This is a genomic window from Streptomyces sp. G45 (genome assembly GCF_049542095.1).
In the GTDB taxonomy this organism is placed as follows: domain Bacteria; phylum Actinomycetota; class Actinomycetes; order Streptomycetales; family Streptomycetaceae; genus Streptomyces.
In genome coordinates this window covers 5,096,561-5,113,549 of record NZ_JBMUZU010000001.1, presented here as the reverse complement: position 1 = coordinate 5,113,549, position 16,989 = coordinate 5,096,561, and the positions used below count along the sequence as shown (strand labels likewise).

Annotated in this window: 14 protein-coding genes and 1 pseudogene; 8 read left to right on the top strand and 7 right to left on the bottom strand. The window is 75.1% G+C overall.

The genetic code is table 11. From position 1 onward, the window contains the following. The first annotated feature begins 239 nt into the window (after window positions 1–239). Both ACOBQU_RS21505 and serC read left to right on the top strand, forming a co-directional pair. The gene (locus ACOBQU_RS21505) at window positions 240–728 is read left to right on the top strand and encodes a DUF4265 domain-containing protein (RefSeq protein WP_423628946.1); all 489 of its coding nucleotides are present in this window, start codon (window positions 240–242) and stop codon (window positions 726–728) included. Window positions 729–1,045: 317 nt separating this feature from the next. Beyond that, window positions 1,046–2,164, top strand: a complete 1,119-nt coding sequence (gene serC / locus ACOBQU_RS21500; protein ID WP_423628945.1) for a phosphoserine transaminase — start codon at window positions 1,046–1,048, stop codon at window positions 2,162–2,164. A gap of 91 nt (window positions 2,165–2,255) precedes the next feature. On the opposite strand, the gene ACOBQU_RS21495 is transcribed toward serC, so the two are convergent. Both ACOBQU_RS21495 and ACOBQU_RS21490 read right to left on the bottom strand, forming a co-directional pair. After that, window positions 2,256–3,131, bottom strand: a complete 876-nt coding sequence (locus ACOBQU_RS21495; RefSeq protein WP_423628944.1) for an ABC transporter permease — start codon at window positions 3,129–3,131, stop codon at window positions 2,256–2,258. Then, entirely contained in the window at window positions 3,128–4,132 is a 1,005-nt protein-coding gene (locus ACOBQU_RS21490; protein ID WP_423628943.1) for an ATP-binding cassette domain-containing protein, read from the bottom strand. The genes ACOBQU_RS21495 and ACOBQU_RS21490 overlap by 4 nt, the downstream gene beginning before the upstream one ends. Window positions 4,133–4,272: 140 nt before the next feature. Between ACOBQU_RS21490 and ACOBQU_RS21485 the strand changes: the two genes are divergently transcribed. After that, window positions 4,273–5,070 carry a TetR/AcrR family transcriptional regulator gene (locus ACOBQU_RS21485; RefSeq protein ID WP_423628942.1) on the top strand — a complete coding sequence of 266 codons (798 nt, stop codon included), beginning with the start codon at window positions 4,273–4,275 and terminating at the stop codon, window positions 5,068–5,070. Window positions 5,071–5,073: 3 nt separating this feature from the next. Here ACOBQU_RS21485 and ACOBQU_RS21480 read toward each other — a convergent pair whose 3' ends face one another. Continuing rightward, window positions 5,074–6,045, bottom strand: coding sequence for a WD40 repeat domain-containing protein (locus ACOBQU_RS21480; protein ID WP_423628941.1), 972 nt, complete (start codon window positions 6,043–6,045; stop codon window positions 5,074–5,076). A gap of 85 nt (window positions 6,046–6,130) precedes the next feature. Between ACOBQU_RS21480 and ACOBQU_RS21475 the strand changes: the two genes are divergently transcribed. Beyond that, window positions 6,131–6,805 carry a GDSL-type esterase/lipase family protein gene (locus ACOBQU_RS21475; RefSeq protein WP_423628940.1) on the top strand — a complete coding sequence of 225 codons (675 nt, stop codon included), beginning with the start codon at window positions 6,131–6,133 and terminating at the stop codon, window positions 6,803–6,805. Here the strand turns inward: ACOBQU_RS21475 and ACOBQU_RS21470 are convergent. Continuing rightward, window positions 6,769–7,745, bottom strand: a pseudogene (locus ACOBQU_RS21470) (MBL fold metallo-hydrolase). The gene ACOBQU_RS21475 and the pseudogene ACOBQU_RS21470 overlap by 37 nt on opposite strands. 169 nt (window positions 7,746–7,914) lie before the next feature. Here ACOBQU_RS21470 and ACOBQU_RS21465 point away from each other — a divergent pair. Continuing rightward, window positions 7,915–8,958 carry an AraC family transcriptional regulator gene (locus tag ACOBQU_RS21465; RefSeq protein WP_423628939.1) on the top strand — a complete coding sequence of 348 codons (1,044 nt, stop codon included), beginning with the start codon at window positions 7,915–7,917 and terminating at the stop codon, window positions 8,956–8,958. Here ACOBQU_RS21465 and ACOBQU_RS21460 read toward each other — a convergent pair. Continuing rightward, window positions 8,942–9,454, bottom strand: a complete 513-nt coding sequence (locus ACOBQU_RS21460) for a profilin (protein ID WP_423628938.1) — start codon at window positions 9,452–9,454, stop codon at window positions 8,942–8,944. The genes ACOBQU_RS21465 and ACOBQU_RS21460 overlap by 17 nt on opposite strands. Window positions 9,455–9,747: 293 nt before the next feature. On the opposite strand from ACOBQU_RS21460, the gene ACOBQU_RS21455 reads away from it, so the two are divergent. Together ACOBQU_RS21455 and ACOBQU_RS21450 are read left to right on the top strand one after the other, a co-directional pair. Beyond that, complete coding sequence (locus tag ACOBQU_RS21455; RefSeq protein WP_423628937.1) at window positions 9,748–10,044, top strand: hypothetical protein; 297 nt, start codon at window positions 9,748–9,750, stop codon at window positions 10,042–10,044. Window positions 10,045–10,146: 102 nt separating this feature from the next. Beyond that, window positions 10,147–11,463 carry a DUF418 domain-containing protein gene (locus tag ACOBQU_RS21450; protein ID WP_423628936.1) on the top strand — a complete coding sequence of 439 codons (1,317 nt, stop codon included), beginning with the start codon at window positions 10,147–10,149 and terminating at the stop codon, window positions 11,461–11,463. A 331-nt stretch (window positions 11,464–11,794) separates the two neighbouring features. Here ACOBQU_RS21450 and ACOBQU_RS21445 read toward each other — a convergent pair whose 3' ends face one another. Beyond that, a complete protein-coding gene (locus ACOBQU_RS21445; protein WP_423628935.1) occupies window positions 11,795–15,577 on the bottom strand; it encodes a BTAD domain-containing putative transcriptional regulator in 3,783 nt (1,260 codons plus the stop codon). Between the two features lie 225 nt (window positions 15,578–15,802). Next, a complete protein-coding gene (locus tag ACOBQU_RS21440) occupies window positions 15,803–16,354 on the bottom strand; it encodes a carboxymuconolactone decarboxylase family protein (protein WP_423628934.1) in 552 nt (183 codons plus the stop codon). A gap of 14 nt (window positions 16,355–16,368) precedes the next feature. Between ACOBQU_RS21440 and ACOBQU_RS21435 the strand changes: the two genes are divergently transcribed. Beyond that, a complete protein-coding gene (locus ACOBQU_RS21435) occupies window positions 16,369–16,965 on the top strand; it encodes a MarR family winged helix-turn-helix transcriptional regulator (protein ID WP_423634625.1) in 597 nt (198 codons plus the stop codon). Window positions 16,966–16,989 lie beyond the last annotated feature (24 nt).

Below are 16,989 nucleotides of genomic sequence, written 5' to 3'. Positions count from 1 at the left end.
GCCCCGGGTGCCCTCGCGGGACGCCCCAGCCCCACCCCTTCCCGAACCAGGGGGCCCGCCCCTGGCACCCCCACCTCTCATCGGCGCTCCGCACCTCGCCCTCAAACGCCGGGCAGGCTCAATCAATCGCGCTCCGCGCTCGTCCTCAAACGCCGGACGGGCTGGATCCGCCGCACTGCGCGCTGGCCCTCGAACGCTCGGCGACCTCCCGAGACACGGCGGCTGTGGATGATGGTGCGGTGACGAAGATCAGGGATGACCACACAAAGGTCCACTTCCGGCTGGAGGCAGATGAGGACGGCTGGCCTCCGGTGAGTGTGGAGAGCCTTTGGGCGGTCGACCTCGGCGACGGCACCGTGCGCTTGGACAACACCCCATGGTTCGTGCGCGGTGTCGCCAGCGACGACATCATCCGTGTGGACGTCGACGACGAAGGCGTCTACTGGGCTGGCGAGACGGTACGGGCTTCGGAGAACTGCACCATCAGGTTGATCGTCACGAAGGACGGCGGCTCGGCCGCCGCTCGGCAAACCGTGCTGAAGGCTTTTCACCGGCTCGGTACGACGGGCGAGGGGGTTGAGCAGTTCCGGATGGTGGCCCTCGACGTCCCTCCGGATGCGGACCTGCTCCGGATTCGGAAGCTCTTGGTGCACGGCGAGGCCCAAGAGTGGTGGCACTGGGAGGAAGGATGTGTCACCGCTGCGTGGAGGGCCACGTCCGAGAACTGACCAGCTCAGAGCTGCGGCAGCTGACACCGGCCGTGGACGCCGGACGGGAAAGAATCCGCGCCGAACGCCGCGGCCGCCAGCGGCGGAGCAGGCCCACGGGAGGGGGTGCCCGCTCCACCAGGGAGCCACGGGTGGGCGGGTGGGAAGGAACCCACGACGCACGCCGCGGACGCCGACGGCGGCGTACCCCCGCGGGAGGGGGTGCCCCATCGCCAGGGAGCCACGGGTGGGCGGGTGGGAGAGGGGCCCCGGGACGGGGCGTCTCGCGGGGTGGACGGCGGGGCCACCGACACCCCCAGAACAGCTACGCTCAAGCCGTGGCTGAGATCGAGATCCCCGCAGACATCAAACCCACCGACGGCCGCTTCGGCGCGGGCCCCTCCAAGGTGCGCCCCGACGCCCTGGCCGCCCTCGCCGCCACCGGCACCTCCCTGCTCGGCACGTCGCACCGCCAGGCCCCGGTGAAGAACCTGGTGGGCCGCGTCCGCGAAGGCGTCCGCGACCTGTTCCGGCTGCCGGACGGCTACGAGGTCGTCCTCGGCAACGGCGGCTCCACCGCGTTCTGGGACATCGCGACGCACGGGGTGATCGAGAGCAAGTCGCAGCACCTGTCGTTCGGCGAGTTCAGCTCCAAGTTCGCGAAGGCGGCCAAGCTCGCGCCGTGGCTCGCGGAGCCCACGGTCATCGGCTCGGAGCCGGGCACGCACCCCGAGCCGAAGGCCGAAGAGGGCGTGGACGTCTACGCGTTCACGCACAACGAGACCTCCACCGGTGTCGCCGCGCCCATCCAGCGGGTGGCGGACGCCGACGAGGGCGCGCTCGTCCTGGTCGACGCCACGTCCGGCGCGGGCGGCCTGCCCGTCGACATCGCGCAGACCGACGTGTACTACTTCGCGCCGCAGAAGTCGTTCGCGTCCGACGGCGGCCTGTGGATCGGCGTGTTCTCGCCCGCCGCGATCGAGCGCGCCGAGCGGGTGCACGCCTCCGGCCGCCACGTCCCGGAGTTCTTCAGCCTGCCCACGGCCATCGACAACTCCCGCAAGAACCAGACGTACAACACCCCGGCGCTCGCCACGCTCTTCCTGCTCGCCGAGCAGCTGGACTGGATCAACGGCCAGGGCGGCCTGGACTGGTCCACGGCCCGTACGAAGGACAGCTCGACGCGCCTGTACACGTGGGCGGAGAACTCCCAGCACGCCACGCCGTTCGTCACGGACCCGGCCAAGCGCTCGCAGGTCATCGGCACCATCGACTTCGCCGAGGAGATCGACGCGGCGGCCGTCGCGAAGGCGCTGCGCGCCAACGGCATCGTGGACACCGAGCCGTACCGCAAGCTGGGCCGCAACCAGCTCCGCGTCGCCATGTTCCCGGCCGTCGACCCGGCGGACGTCGAGGCCCTCACGCGCTGCGTGGACTACGTGATCGAGAAGCTGTAAGCGGCCACGAGACGGCACACAGGGGGCCCGGCGCAGGACGCGCCGGGCCCCCTGTCGTGCGAGGACGCGTACGAGTATGAGTACGCGTACGTCAGCGGCTCAGCGCCCGGAACCTGCGCACCGCCAGCGGCAGGAACACCGCCGTCACCACCAGCGGCCACACCACCGCCATGAGCACGGCGTGCTGCTCGACCCAACTGGAGCCGCCCGCGCCCGGATTGCCGAACAGCTCGCGGGCCGCCGTACCCGTGGACGACACCGGGTTCCAGGCGGCGACGGGCCCCAGCCAGTCCGGCATCAGGGAGGGCGCCACGAACACGCTGGAGATCATGGTGAGCGGGAAGGCGACCGCGTACAGGCCGCCCGCGGCCTCCGGTGAGGGCACCACGAGCCCCAGCCACACCCCGACCCAGATCAGGCTGAACCGCAGGAGCAGCAGCAGGGCGAAGGCGGCGAGGCCGTTCAGGGCGCCGTTGTCGGGGCGCCAGCCGATGGCGAGCGCGGTGAGCGCGAGGATGGTCAGCTCGGCGCAGGCCACGACGAGGTCGGCGACACCGCGCCCGGCGGCGACGGCGGACGGCGCCATCGGCATGGACCGGAAGCGGTCGATGACGCCCTTGGAGGCGTCGGTGACCACGCCCATCGCGGTGTTCATGAAGCCGAAGGCCATCGTCATCACGAACATGCCGGGCATCAGGAAGTCCTTGTAGTCCCCCTCGTCGCCGGGCACCTTCATGGCCTCGCCGAAGACGAAGCCGTACAGGAGCACGCTGATGATGGGGAAGCCCAGCTGCCACACGATGGTGACGGGCTGGCGCTGGAAGTGGGTCAGATAGCGGCGGGTGATGTTCAGGGTGTCGGACAGGGCCCAGTAGGCGCGGCCGTGCGCGGCCGGGGCCGGGTCGAGGGCCGGGGCCCCCGGGGCCGGGTCGAGGGCCGGGCCGCCGCCCGTCAGTACGTCGCTCATGCCGCCTCCTTCTCGCCGTCGGGCGTCCCGGCGGCGGTCGCCGCCCCGGTCAGCTTCAGGAACACGTCGTCCAGGCTGGGGCGCCTGAGGCCGATGTCCTCCACGGCGACGCCCTCGTCGCGCAGGGTGCGCGCGGTGTCCGCGAGGGCCCCGACGCGGTCGGTGACCGCCGCCCGCACGCGCCGCTGGGCGTCGACCGTCTCCGGCTCGCCGTCGGCGACCCTGGCCACCGCCTTCACCGCCGCCGGGAGGTCGGCGGCCTCGCTGACGACGACCTCGAGCTGGCTGCCGCCGACCGTCGCCTTGAGGCCGTCGGGGGTGTCGTCGGCGATGGCGCGGCCCTGGTCGATGACGGTGATGCGGGAGGCGAGCCGGTCGGCCTCCTCCAGGTACTGCGTGGTGAGGAGCACGCTCGTGCCGCCCGCGACCAGGTCCCGTACGGACTCCCAGACCTCGCTGCGGCTGCGCGGGTCGAGGCCCGTCGTCGGCTCGTCCAGGAACAGCACGGACGGCGCGAGGATCATCGACGCGGCCAGGTCGAGGCGGCGCCGCATGCCGCCGCTGTACTGGCCCGCGCCCTTGTCGGCCGCCGCCGTGAGGCCGAACTGTTCGAGCAGTTCGGCCGCCCGGCGCGCGGCCCCGCGGGCGCCCAGGTGGAAGAGGCGGCCGAACATCTCCAGGTTCTGCCGCCCCGTGAGGACCTCGTCCACCGCCGCGTACTGGCCCGTCAGGCCGATGCGGCCGCGCACCAGGCCCGGCTCGCGGACCACGTCGGCGCCGCCCACGGCCGCCTCGCCGCCGTCGAGCCGGATCAGCGTCGACAGGATGCGCACCGCCGTGGTCTTGCCCGCGCCGTTCGGCCCGAGCAGGCCGTGCACCGTGCCGTGCCGCACGGTCAGGTCGAAGCCGTCCAGCGCCTTCTTGTCCCCGTACCGCTTCGTCAGGCCCCGGGCCCGCACGGCGTACTCGCCGTGCTGCGCGCCGTGGTCGCCGTCGCTCATCGCCTCTCCTCCACCCGTTCCGCTCCGCCTCGTCGCACCCGTACCGAGCACGCCGTACCGAGTACGCCGCACTGAGTACACCGTACCCGATAGAGCGTACAGCGTACTCAGTTTATGGCGCAGGGCTTATCGTGAGATCCATGGCGACCACAGAGACCAGCGGCAGCGGCGACATCACGCGCAGCCTCGAACTGATGTGGGGCGGCGGCGAGCGCCCCACCCGCGGCCCCAAGCCGGGACTGACCCTGGACCGGATCGTCACCGCCGCCGTGCGCCTCGCCGACGCCGAGGGCATCGCCGCCGTCTCCATGCGCCGCCTGTCCCAGGAGCTGGGCACGGGCACGATGTCGCTGTACCGGTACGTGCCCGGCAAGGCCGAGCTGCTCGACCTGATGCTCAACCACGTCCAGGCGCCGGGCGGCGACGAGGCCCCCGTCGCCGACGGCTGGCGCGCGGGCGTCGAGGCGTACGCCCGAGAGACCCTCGCCCGCTACCAGGCCCACCCCTGGCTGCTGCACGTCAACCAGGCCCGGCCGGTGCTCGGCCCGAGCGCCGTCGGCGGCCTGGAGAAGGTCCTCGCCCGCATCAAGCCGACCGGCCTGAGCGACCCCGAGCTGATCTCGGTGCTGCTGATGGTCGAGGGGTACGTCTCCGGGGTCGCCCGCGTGCAGGTGCACGAGGTGGAGGCGGAGCGCGACTCCGGGGTGACGACCGAGGCGTTCTGGGAGGCCCAGGGGCCCGTCCTGGAGGAGGTCATGCGCAGCGGGCGCTACCCGCTGGTCGCCGGGCTCTCCGAGGAGGCCTTCGGCCCGGACTTCGACCACTTCGAGTTCGGGCTCCAGCGCATCCTGGACGGGCTCGACGTCCTCGTACGGCAGCGCGCCACGGCCGCCGCCGGGGTCGCCGGGGACGCCACGGGGGCCGCCGCCCCGGCGTAGGGGTCAGCCCCGCCTGCGGAACACCCGCTTCAGGCCGAGCACCGCGAGCACCACGGCCCCCAGCGCCACCGCGCCCTTCACCCCGCCGCTCATCCCGTCGCCCCCGCCGGAGCCCCCGCCGGACGACGAGGCGACGCCCCCGCCCTTCTTGACCTCGCGGGCCTCGACGTCGCTCTCGACGCCCTCGGTGCCGAACATCAGTCGGCTCCCGTCGGGGCTGTACGCCAGCGACTCGCCCTGCCGCTGGAGCGGCACGCTCAGACGGCCCAGGCGCTTGATCTTCCCGGGGCCCTTCCAGGCGTACGACACCCCGCCGAAGTACCCGCGCAGGGCAAGGCGCTTGCCGTCGGGCGAGAAGGCGCCGTCGGTGACCCACAGGTCGGTGGCGGCGACCCGCCGGAACACATTCGTGCCCGACGTCGACATCCGCGCCGGGCCCTCGTACAGGGAGCCGCCGTCCTCCTGCTTGTCGGCGATGTAGATCCGCCCGGTCCTCGGGTGGACCATCAGCGCCTCCGCGTCGCGCGGCCCGTCGTCGTACTTCACCACGTACTGCGTGGCGCGGACCGTCTGGTCCTTGAGCGTCTTCGGCTCGGGCAGCTTGTAGACCCACACGAAGGACCACTTGCCGTGGAAGTTGTCACCGATGTCACCCACGTACAGGTCGCCGTCCGGGCCGATGGAGATGGCCTCCACGTCACGCGGGGTGCCCACGCCCGTCATCGTGATCCTGGCGACGATCTCACCGGTCCTGGAGTCGACCGCGTACAGGTAGGCGCCCTTGTCCTGGTCGTTGTGGGTCCAGTAGACGCCGGGGTGGGCGCGGGACGCGACCAGGCCGCTGGACTCGGTGATCCTCGGGTCCTTGATGGTGAAGCCGTCGTTGCCCGGCTTGCCGTCGGCCGCGGCCGGGCCGGTCGCCGCCGCGCACAGGACCACCGCGGCCGCGGCCGCCCACACCCTCGAAGAACCCATGGCTCAAGCCTGCCACCCCGCCGCCCGTCGCCAGGTGTCCAGGCTCACATCGCCGCCGCCCCGGCGCGTCCGCGATGATGAGCGGATGCTCAGGTTCATGTTCGTCGGCGACTCGATGACCATCGGAAGCGCCGGGGAACACACCTGGCGCCACTGGATGTGGCGGCACCTGTGCGCCACCCTCGGCGAGCCCTTCAAGGTCGTCGGCCCCCGCGAGGCCCTGTACGACAAGGCCGCGGACGCGCCCACGTCGTACGCGTACGCCGAACCGGACTTCCCCCGCCGCCACTTGGCGGGCTGGGGCGAGGGCTGGCTGCACATGGCTCCGCTGATCGGCGAGACCGTCGCCAAGGAGCGCGCGGACGTGCTGCTCGTCTCCCTCGGCCTGATAGACCTCGGCTTCTACACCGACGCCGCGCAGACCACGGACAGCGTCCGCCGCTTCTTCGCCGCCGCCCGCGAGGGCAACCCGCGGGTCGCGGCCGCCGTGCTGCCGGTGATCCCCAACGTGCGGGCGGCGTCCGACCCGGCGTTCGCCGCCGAGGTCGCCCTCTTCAACGAGCTGCTGGCCAAGGCCGTCGCCGACCTCGACACGCCCGCCTCGCCGGTGCTGCTGGTGCCGCCTCCGGCGTCGTACGACATCTCGGCCGACACGTACGACGGGACGCACCCCAACCAGAGCGGCGAGCGGAAGCTGGCCGACGCGTTCGCGCTGGCGCTGGCTCAGGGGTGGGGCATGGGGGACGTGCCGCTCCCCTGAGCGGGCCCCCAGCGGTGGATCGCGAACGCGTCGCCCCGCCTGCGGACCTCCGCGACCCCCGGGCCCCCGAAGTGGGCCGGGATCACCAGTTCCCGCTCGTCGGCCGCGCGCTGGAGGACCCGGCGGCGGGTGGCGGCCGCCGCCCTCGGGTCCTCGCACAGGCAGGTGCCGCAGTCGGGGGCGAGGATCTGCAGGGGGGTGTGCAGGACGTCGCCGACGAACACCGCGCGATCGGTGCCGGAGGCCAGGCGGAGGACCGCCGAGCCGGGGGTGTGGCCGGGGGCCGCTTCGAGGGTGAGGTGGGCGTCGACACGGTACGCGTCCCGCCACAGCACGGCCTGGCCCGCGCGCACCACCGGCTCGACGCTCTCGGCGAAGAACGGCAGCTGGTCCGCGCTCCGGGCGGAACCGCCGCCGGGGCCGAAGTAGGCGTGGTCGGCGGCGGGCAGCAGATAGCGGGCGCGGGGAAGGCCGGTACCCACGCGCCGTCGTGCTCGCGGGTGTTCCAGCCCACGTGGTCGCCGTGCAGATGGGTGTTCACGACGACGTCCACGTCCTCGGGGCGCACTCCGGCGGCGGCAAGGCGGTCCAGGAAGCCGGTGCGCAGGCGGTGGAAGAGGGGCCGCCCCGGCCGCTCGCGGCCGTCGCCGACGCCGGTGTCGACGAGGACGACGCGGCCCTCGCTGCGCAGCACCCAGGTCTGGACGACACCCACCACGGCGTCGCCGCCGCCCTGGCTTTCGGGGGCCGCTTGTCCTTCGGGGGCCGTCTGCCCTTCGGAGGCCGCCCGTCCTTCGGGGGCCGGGTCCCAGAAGTCCGGTACGAGCCAGTCCTGGTGCGCCCGCCACAGCTCCTCCGGCAGGTCCGGCACCAGCGCGCGGGCCGGTCCGAAGCGCCCCCGCAGCTCCTCGATCCGGATGACCTCGACGTCCCCCAGCATGAACCGCGACGCGTCTCCCACGGCGGCCCCCCTTCTCTCACGTGTCTCACGTGTCTCGCATGTCTCGCGTAACGTCCGCTCACGCTAGGGGGGAGCGAGTGAGCGTCTCAATGCGCGCCTGACTCATGTGGATACGCGAGCGGCTCACCGGCTCGCCTAGGCTGGGGCCATGGATGTGGTGAGCGACGCGATCGCGGCCGTCCGCACGGGGCGGCCGGTGGTGAACCGCGCCCGGGTCGCCGGGCGTTGGTGCACGCGGCTCGCGCCGTACGAGGGCGCCGGGTTCCACGCCGTCCTGGAGGGCAGCTGCCGACTGCTGCCCGACGACGGGCCGCCGGTCACGCTGGGCGCGGGCGATGTGCTGCTGCTGCCGCACGGCTCGGGCCACGTCCTGGCGGACATGACGGCGGACCGGGACACGGCCGGGCACGCGGTGCCGTTCGAGCGGTGGCTCGAAGACGGGGGCGCGGGCGTGGGCGGGGGCGCGCGGGCCGACGGCGGTGGTGGCGGTGACAGTGGTGTCGGCGGTGTCGGCGGTGTCGGCGATGACGGCGGTGACGGCGGTGTCGGTGCGCGGGGCGACGGGGGCGGCTCCGTCGCCCCGGTCGAGGTGCTCTGCGGCAAGTACCGCTTCGACCGCAGCCACCCGCACCCGCTGCTCACCGAGCTGCCCGACGTCGTCCACCTGCCGCACCGCCCCGGCAGCCACCCCGAACTCCGCTCGGCCATCGGCCTGTTGGCCGCCGAGACCGCGGGCCCCCGGCCCGGCGGCTGCATCGCCGTACCGGGCCTGCTCGACCTGCTCCTGGTGTACCTGGTGCGGGCCTGGGCGGCGGAGCGGGCGGCCGGGGGCGCGGCGGGCTGGGCGGGCGCGCTCCAGGACCCGGCGGTGGCGGCGGCCCTGCGCCTGCTGCACGAGGACCCCGCCCGCCCCTGGACCACCGCGCGGCTCGCCGCCCGCGCCGGGGTCTCCCGGGCGACGCTCACCCGGCGGTTCACGGCGCTGGTGGGGCGGCCGCCCATGGCGTACCTGACGTGGTGGCGGATGACGCGCGCGGCGGCGCTGCTGCGCGCGGGCGACGCCCCGCTCGCGGCCGTCGCGCGGCAGGTCGGCTACGGCTCTCCGTACGCCCTGTCGCACGCGTTCACTCGGGCGTTCGGCACGACGCCGGGCCGCTACCGCGCGAACGGCGGTGTCACAGCCCCTTCTTGACCAGGCGGTCCACGAACTTGTCGAGGACCCGGGCGGCGTCGTCGCGCGGCTGGCCCTCCACATGGGCGCCGATGACCAGCGCCGTGGCGGACCGGGCCGCGAGGAAGCCGACGAAGGCGTCCCGGCCGAGCACCCGGCCCCGCTGCCCCGCGCCCCTCGACCCGTACAGCGTGCGGCCGTCGACGCCCAGGTCGGCGTACGTGTGCTCGCCGAGCGTCACCGACCCGTCCCGCGCGCCGGGGGCACCGCCGTCCAGGAGTTCGCCGACGACGTACGCCTGCTTCGGGGAGACCTGGAAGCCCGGGGACGCGGCGAGCGTGGTGCCCTCGGAGTCGAGGATCGCGGCACCGCCGAACGCGCCGCTGCCCATCAGGTAGTAGTCGACGTACTGCTGCCACTCGTCGCCGGGTTCGCGCGACCACTGCTCACCGGGGCGCTGCCACTGGTCCCCGTACTTGTCGCCCTGCTCCAGGAACTTCTGCCACCGCTCACGCATCCGTGTCTCCTCCGCATCCCCGTAGCGGTGTCCCCCGAGTGATCACCCCCGCAACGTAGCGCCCGACAACACCCCGGCGATACGGGGAACTTGGCCAGACACCCCCGACCCGCCCATGCCCCGGCGCACGGCCGCCGCCCGCACGCCCCGCAGCTCCACCGCCACGCGCTACGCCACCCCGCGCCCACCCCCTACGGCATCCCGCCGGACTTCCCTCCCCTTCCGGCGGAAACCGGTGACAACCAGCCAACAGGGGGAGAAGACTGGCCACCACCGACGCGAGGGGGCAGCCCATGAAGGTGTGGCGGTTCACGGGCGAGCGGACGTCCACGGGTGCGCGGGACAGGGTGCGCGGGGCCGAGCGGCGCGCCGCCGAGGCGCAGCGGGCCGCCGCGGCGGCCTTGGCGGACATCGTCCTCATCACCGTCTTCGACTCCGTGACCGGCGGCTTCGTCTCCTTGGCGAACCTGGTGCGGCTCGCCCTGTCCGGGCGCGCGGAACGCGACGCCGCGCGGGCCGCCGCACGGGGCGGCACCAGGGGCCCGGGACACCACGGGCACCACGGTCACCGCTGGGGGCGCCGCCGGTAGGCCGCCGCGGGCCGGAAGGCCAACCACCGGTAGCCGTAAGGCGCCCCGCCCCTAGCCGGAAGGCGGACGCCCGGCGCCCGCCCCGCTTCCTAGCGTCGAGCCATGACGGCCGACACCACGAACGGAACCCCCCGCGCCGCGGCGGGCGCGCCACCGCCCACCGGCGTCGCGGCCGCCGACCGGGCCCTCGCGCCCGACCTGGCGCGCGGTCTGATGCTGCTGCTCATCGCGGCCTCCAACACCGCCTTCCACCTGTGGAAGTCCACCACGTACGGGCCGTCGGGCTGGCAGCCCGTGAACGGCGGACCGCTCGACCACGCCGCCCAGTTCGCCATGATCACCGTGCTGGACCTGCGCGTCTACCCGCTCTTCGCGTTCCTCTTCGGCTACGGCATGACGCAGCTGTTCCTGCGCCAGACCGCCGCGGGCGCCTCGGAGCGCGACGCGGTACGGCTGCTGCGCCGCCGCAGCCTGCTCCTCGTTCCGATCGGGCTCACCCACGCGACGCTGCTGATGGCGGGCGACATCGTGGGCTACTACGGCGTCATGAGCCTCGTCGTCGGCTGGCTGTTCCTGCGCCGCAGCGAGCGCGCGCTGCTCTGGTGGGCGGGCGCGAGCGCGCTCCTGGCGCTCGTGGTCACGCTGGGGCCGACGGTCACCGCGCTGCTCCAGGGCGACGTCGGCTCGCTGGGCGACCCGGACACCGAGCCCGGCGCCGCGGCGTACGCGGCGGACGAGCACAGCTGGGCCGCCGCCACCGCCACCCGCTTCAAGACCGGCCTGTTCGTGACGTTCGCGGCGGCGCCGCTGTCCCTGGTCGGCGGCGGGACACTGGTGTTCCTGCTGGGCTTCTGGGCGGCGCGGCGCCGGATCCTGGAGGATCCGGGCCGCCATCTGCGGCTGCTGCGCCGCACCGCCGTGGTGGGTGTCGCGGTGGGCTGGCTGGGGGCGCTGCCCGCGGCGCTCGCGCACGTCGGGGCGCTCGATGTGCCGGACGACGCGCAGAGCGAGGGGGGTGCCCTCACCGCGCTGCGGGACGCCACCGGCAGCGCGGGCGGGCTCGGCTACGTCGCCGCCGTCGCCCTCTTCGTCCACTGGTGGACGCGGCGGCCCCGGCGGCGCGGGAACCTGGCGGTCACCGCCGTCTCCGCGGTCGGCAAGCGCTCCCTCTCCTGCTACCTCACCCACTCCCTCCTCTTCGCCCCCCTCCTCTCCGCGTGGGGCCTCGGGCTCGGCGCCCACCTCTCCAGCGCGACGATGGTCCTCTTCGCCACGGGGGTGTGGCTGGTGACGGTCGCCGGGGCGCTGGCGCTGGAGCGGTGGGGGCTGCGGGGGCCTGCCGAGGCGGTGCTGCGCCGCGCGATGTATGGCCGCGGGCCCTCGCGGGGCGCCCCAGACCCGCCCCTTTCCCGAAACTAGGGGCCAGCCCCTAGCACCCCGCCCTCATCGGCGCTCCGCGCCTCGCCCTCAAACGCCGGGCAGGCTGAGTCTCGCCTCCTCGCCGTCTTCGGCTCTCCGTGATCCGCCGCTACCGCGGCGGATGTTCCCCGCCCACCCGCCCCCTCCGGGGCGGGTGGTCTGTGTCTAGCCCGCCCGGCGCTTGAGGACGAGCCGCGGAGCGGCGATGGGCGGGGGTCCGGGGGCGGAGTCCCTGGAAAGGGCGGGCGGGTGGGGGAGACAGAGCCCGCCCGGCGTTTGAGGGCGAGGCGCGGAGCGGCGAAAGGGCGCGGGGTGCTAGGGGCGGCTGCCCCTAGTTCGGGGAGGGGCGGGTCTGGGGCGCGCCCCGCGAGGGCATGCCCGACAGGGCCGCGCGCGCCGCCGCCTCCCAGTGGGCGGCCCCGGCCCGCCGGGCCAGCGCCAGCGCCTGGCAGTAGTGCGTGAGGGCGGCGTCATCCCGCCCCAGGTACTCCGCGATCTCGCCCAGGAACTGGGCGACCGGCCCCAGCGTCACCATCCCGCACGCCGCCCCCGCCAACTCCTCGGCGGCCGGGAGCAGTTCCTCGTACACGGCCTCGGCGACATCCCGCTCCCCGAGGCGCACTGCGGCGAGCCCCGCCGCGGCGAGCCGCAGCTCGTAGAGGAAGTCCCGCCGCATGGTGAGGAGTCCGGGCACCAGCGCCCGCGCCTGCGCGGTGCGCCCGGCGGCGGCCAGCGTCAGCACGTGCGTGGCCTCGACGCCCGCGCAGTCGGCGAAGGCCCGCCGCGACAGGTCGAGGTGCTCGGCGAGCCGCCCCTGCTGCTGCCGCAGGCAGAACAGGGCGAGCCCGTACAGGGCGTGCTCGGTGCCCCAGGCGCCGAGCACGCCGAGGGCGTCGCGCGCGGCGGCGTAGGCCCGCTCGGCGTCGTCGTACCGCCGCTCCACGGCCGCGCGCAGCGCGTCGTACAGCATCGGCACGGTGGTCAGCGACGGCAGGTCGTGCTCGGCGGCGAGCCGCCGCACGGCGCGGGCCTGCTCGTCGGCCTCGTGGAACGCGGCGCGGGCCGCGTGCGCCTGCATCAGTACGGTGCGGGCGAGGGCCTCCGCCGCGGTGAGGCCAGCGCCGCGCGCGACGGCGAGGAGTTCCTCGGCGATCCGGGTGCGGCGCGGGGCGAGACCGGCGCTGCCGTAGGTCTGCGTGAGCTGGCTGTTGAGGGCGAGCGCGAGGAGCCGCGGGTCGCCGACGCGGCGGGCGAGCCGCTCGGCGTCGGCGGCGGCGCCCCGCCCGCGCTCACCGCCGACGCCGTCCAGCTCCATGGCGAGCGTCGCGAGCAGGCGGCAGCGCAACTCCTCCTCGTCCTCGGGCAGTTCCCTCAGCAGCCGCTCGACGGCGTCGACGACGCGCCGGTCCGCGCCGGTGCCGCTGCCGCCGTGGTACCAGAGCCCCGGCACGTCGTTGCAGGTGGCGATACGGGCCAGGGCGTACGGGTCGCCGTCGGCCGGGAAGTGCTCCAGGGCGGCGGCCTGCTGGGCGCGCGCGGTCGGCACGTCCCCGGCGAGCGCGAGGGTCCGTACGAGCCCGATGACGAGGTCGGGCCCGTCGTCGACGGTCACCAGCGGGACCGTGCCGAGGCGTTCGTACGCGGCGAGGGCGCGCCGCCACAGCTGCGCGGCCTCCCGGTGGGCGAACCGGCGCCGGGCGAGCGCCGCCGCCGCGTGCGTGTGCCGGACGGCGCGCAGCACGTCGCGGGGGCCCGCCGACTCCAGGCAGTGGTGCGCGAGCGCCGTCACGTCGTCGGGGCGGAGGCGTTCGATGGCGCGGGCGGCGCGGGCGTGCCAGCGGGCGCGGCGCAGCCGGGACACGTCCTGGTAGAGGGTGTCGCGCACCAGGGCGTGTGCGAAGCGGACCCGGCCGGGCTCCGGTTCGGTGACGACCCCGGCCCGCACGGCCTCCTCGACGGCGTCCTCCAGGGCCTGCGCCACACCGTCCGCCGCGCCGTCGGACGGCCCGCCGGGCGCCGCCTCCGACGCGCAGATGTCCAGCAGGACATCGAAGTCGACCTCCGTGCCGACGGCGGCGGCCTGGCGGAGCACGCCACGCGTGTAGGGGGTGAGCTGGCTCGTCCGGCGCCGGATCACGTCCTTGACGCCCAGGGGCACTTGGGAGGTCGCGGCCCGTACGCCCTCGGCGCGCAGCAGCCGCGCGGTCTCGCGGACGAAGAACGGGTTGCCGCCGGTGCGGTCGGCGATGAGCCGGATGGTGTCCGCGTCCAGCTCGGGGTCGTCGGCGCCGCGCCCGGTGACGGCCCGGACGAGCGCGGCCACCGCGTCGAGGCCGAGGCCCGCGAGGACGACGCGGGCCGGTTCGTGGCGGGCGAGTTCGGCGAGCGTCGCGCAGGCGGCGTCGGTGACCTCCTCGGCGCGGTAGGTGACCAGGAGCAGCACGGGCCGCTCGGCGAGGGCGGCGGGCAGGCGGCGCAGCAGCGCGAGGGTCTCGTCGTCGGCGCGGTGCAGGTCTTCGAGTACGAGGACCAGGGGTGCCGCCTCGGCCACCGCCGCGAGGTGGGCACCGGCGGCGGTGTGCGCCTGGAAGCGGGTGACGTCGGCGGCGCGCGGCTCCGGGGCGTCGTGCAGCAGCGGCGCCAGGGCGTGCCGCAGCGCGGGCGGCGGCGCGTGCCCGGCGGCGACGAGCGTGCGCAGGAGTTCCGCCCACGGGTACCCGGCGGGGGCGCCCTCCGCCTCCGGGCACCGGCACCAGGCGGCCGTCCAGCCGTGCCCGGTCAGCCGCCGGGCCACCGCCTCGACGAGCGCGGACTTGCCGGTGCCCGGGGCGCCGCTGACCAGCGCGACGCGGAGCGCCCCCTGGGCGGCGTACCGCGCCTCGGTGGCGAGGCGCCGCAGCTCGGCGGCGCGACCGGAGACGGCACTGGGGACGGGGGCACCACGGTCCGCCGCCCCGGCTTCCGGCAGGTCCGCGAGGCCCGGAGCATCCAGCACGCCCGGTACACCCAGCACATCCGGTACGCCTGACCTACCCGATGCACCTGAAAGGCCCGGCACAGCCGAGAGACCCGAGACACGCGGCCCGTCCACCACATCCAACGTGTCCAACACGTCCAACGCGGGCACCTCCGCAAGCGCGACGGCACCGGCACCGGCGCCCGCACCCGCACCCGCAGACGCACCCGCACCCGCAGACGCACCGGCACCCGCAGACGCACCGGCACCCGCAGACGCACCGGCACCCGCAGACGCAGACGCACCGGCACCGGCAGACGCACCCGCGCCCACACCCGCGCCCCCCGACGCCCCCGAAGACACCGACGCACCCGCCCCCCGCTCGGGGCCAGGGGCCAGCCCCGGTTCCTGGCGCAGGATGTCCCGCTCCAGGTTCCGCAGCGGCAGCCCCGGGTCGATGCCCAGCTCGTCGGCGAGGACCGTGCGGGCGGTGCGCAGGGCGGCGAGGGCGTCGGCCTGGCGGCCGGTGCGGTAGAGGGCGAGGGCGAGCAGGCGCCAGCCCTCCTCGCGCAGGGGGTGGGCGCGGGTGTGCGCCTCCAGGTCGGCGACGACCCGCGCGGCGGCGCCGAGGGCGAGTTCGGCCTCGGCGAGCCGTTCGGCGGCCAGCAGCCGCAGTTCGGTGAGCCGGGTGGCCTCGGGCGCGGCCCAGTCCTGCGCGGCGAACTCCGCGTAGGCGCCGCCCCGCCACAGGTCGAGCGCTGCGGTGAGCCGGTCGCGGGTCTCGGCGGGCCCGTCCGGCGCCGGTGTCCGCACGGACCGCCGGACCAGGTCCTCGAACCGCCAGGCGTCGACGGCCGCGTGGTCCAGGCGCAGGGCGTAGCCGGGCGGGGCGGTGACGAGGACACGGGGCGGGGTGCGGGAGGGGCGGCCCGGTTCGAGGGCCTTGCGGAGCGTGGAGACGAGGGTGCGCAGGGAGCCGAGCGCCCGCTCGGACGGGGTGTCCCGCCACAGGTCGCCGATGAGCAGGTCCAGCGGTACGACCCGGCCGCGGGCCATCAGCAGCCGGGCCAGGACGGCCCGGTGGCGGGGCCCGCGCAGGTCGACGCGGTCACCGCCGTCCCACGCCTCCACGGCTCCCAGTACGCGCAACTCGATCACGGCGCCTCCCCCTTCGGCACAGTCGGCACAGGGGGACGCGCCGCGTCGGTCGCCGCGGCGTGTGGTCTGCCCCCCGATGGCCGACCGCCACGGAGTGCCCCGGACCACCCCGCGCGTCGACCGCGCCGTCCATTGGACGCGGGAGCGTGACCCGGCGTCAATTCGTGTCCGATTCACGGCGCGTCCCGCCCGCCGGGACGCGCCCCTGAGGCGGCGCGGTGCCGGTCACACCGCTCTCACCAGCCGGTTCGCGAGCGTGGACATCGTGTACGTGCCGATGCCGTGGACGACCTCAAGGGCGTTGCGCCGGGTGTGGCCGTGGTCGAGGAAGTCCTTCAGGTCGGTGTCGTCGACGCCGCCCGAGGTGGCGAGGACGCGCAGCGCGAAACGGCGTACGGCGGCCAGGCGGCCCTGGTCCGCGGGCAGTTCGGCGCCGGTGCGCAGGGCGGCGATGAGCGCGGCGTCGGCGCCGAGGTCGCGGAGCCTGCCGGTGTGCAGGGCCACGCACACGCAGCAGCCGTTGCGCACGGCTACGGTCATGATCACGGTCTCGCGGGCCAGCGGTTCGAGGGTGGCGCGCTCGAAGCTCCGGCTCATCTCCAGGAACCCGGTGAGCAGTTCGGGCGACTCGGCGAGCTTGGCGACGGCGTCGGGCAGCTCCCCGAAGGCCCGGGTGACGGCCTCCATGGCGGGCCGGGAGGCGGGCGGCGCGGTCTCGACGGTGTGGGCGGTGAAGGCGGTGGCGGTGGTGGCAGAGGAGGTGGCGGTGGCGGACATGGAGGACCCCTAAAATCGACAACATGGTTGACGAAGCGACGGACCAGGCGAAGGTAAACCAGGTTGTCGAAAAGCGGAAGGGCACCCCCGCGACCAGCGGCGCGCACGAGCCCTCCGAAGACCGCCGGACGCCTCCCGAAGACCGCCGGGAGCCCCCCGGATACGAGCTGCCCCTCCTCCTCTTCGCCGGTTTCCGCACCCTCATCGACCGCCTGCACGCCGAACTCGCCCGCCAGGGCCACCCGGACCTGCGCCCCGCGCACGGCTTCGCGATGCAGGCCGTCGGCCCCGACGGCGCCACCGCGAGCGAGATCGGCCGCCGCCTCGGCGTGACCAAGCAGGCGGCGGGCAAGACCGTCGACCGCCTCGTCGCCCTCGGCTACGCGGAGCGCGCCGACGACCCGTCCGACGCCCGCCGCAAACTGGTCCGCCTCACCCCGCGCGGCCTGGACGCGCTGGCCCGCTCGGCGGCGCTCTTCGACGAGCTGCGCGCGGACTGGGCCCGGACCCTCGGCGCGGACCGCGTACGCGCGCTGGAGGACGACCTGCGCGCGGTCGTGCCGCCGGAGGCGTTCCGCCTGGACGCGGCGGGCTGGCTGGGCGGAACGTGACCGCGCGCGGGCGCGGCTCGCACG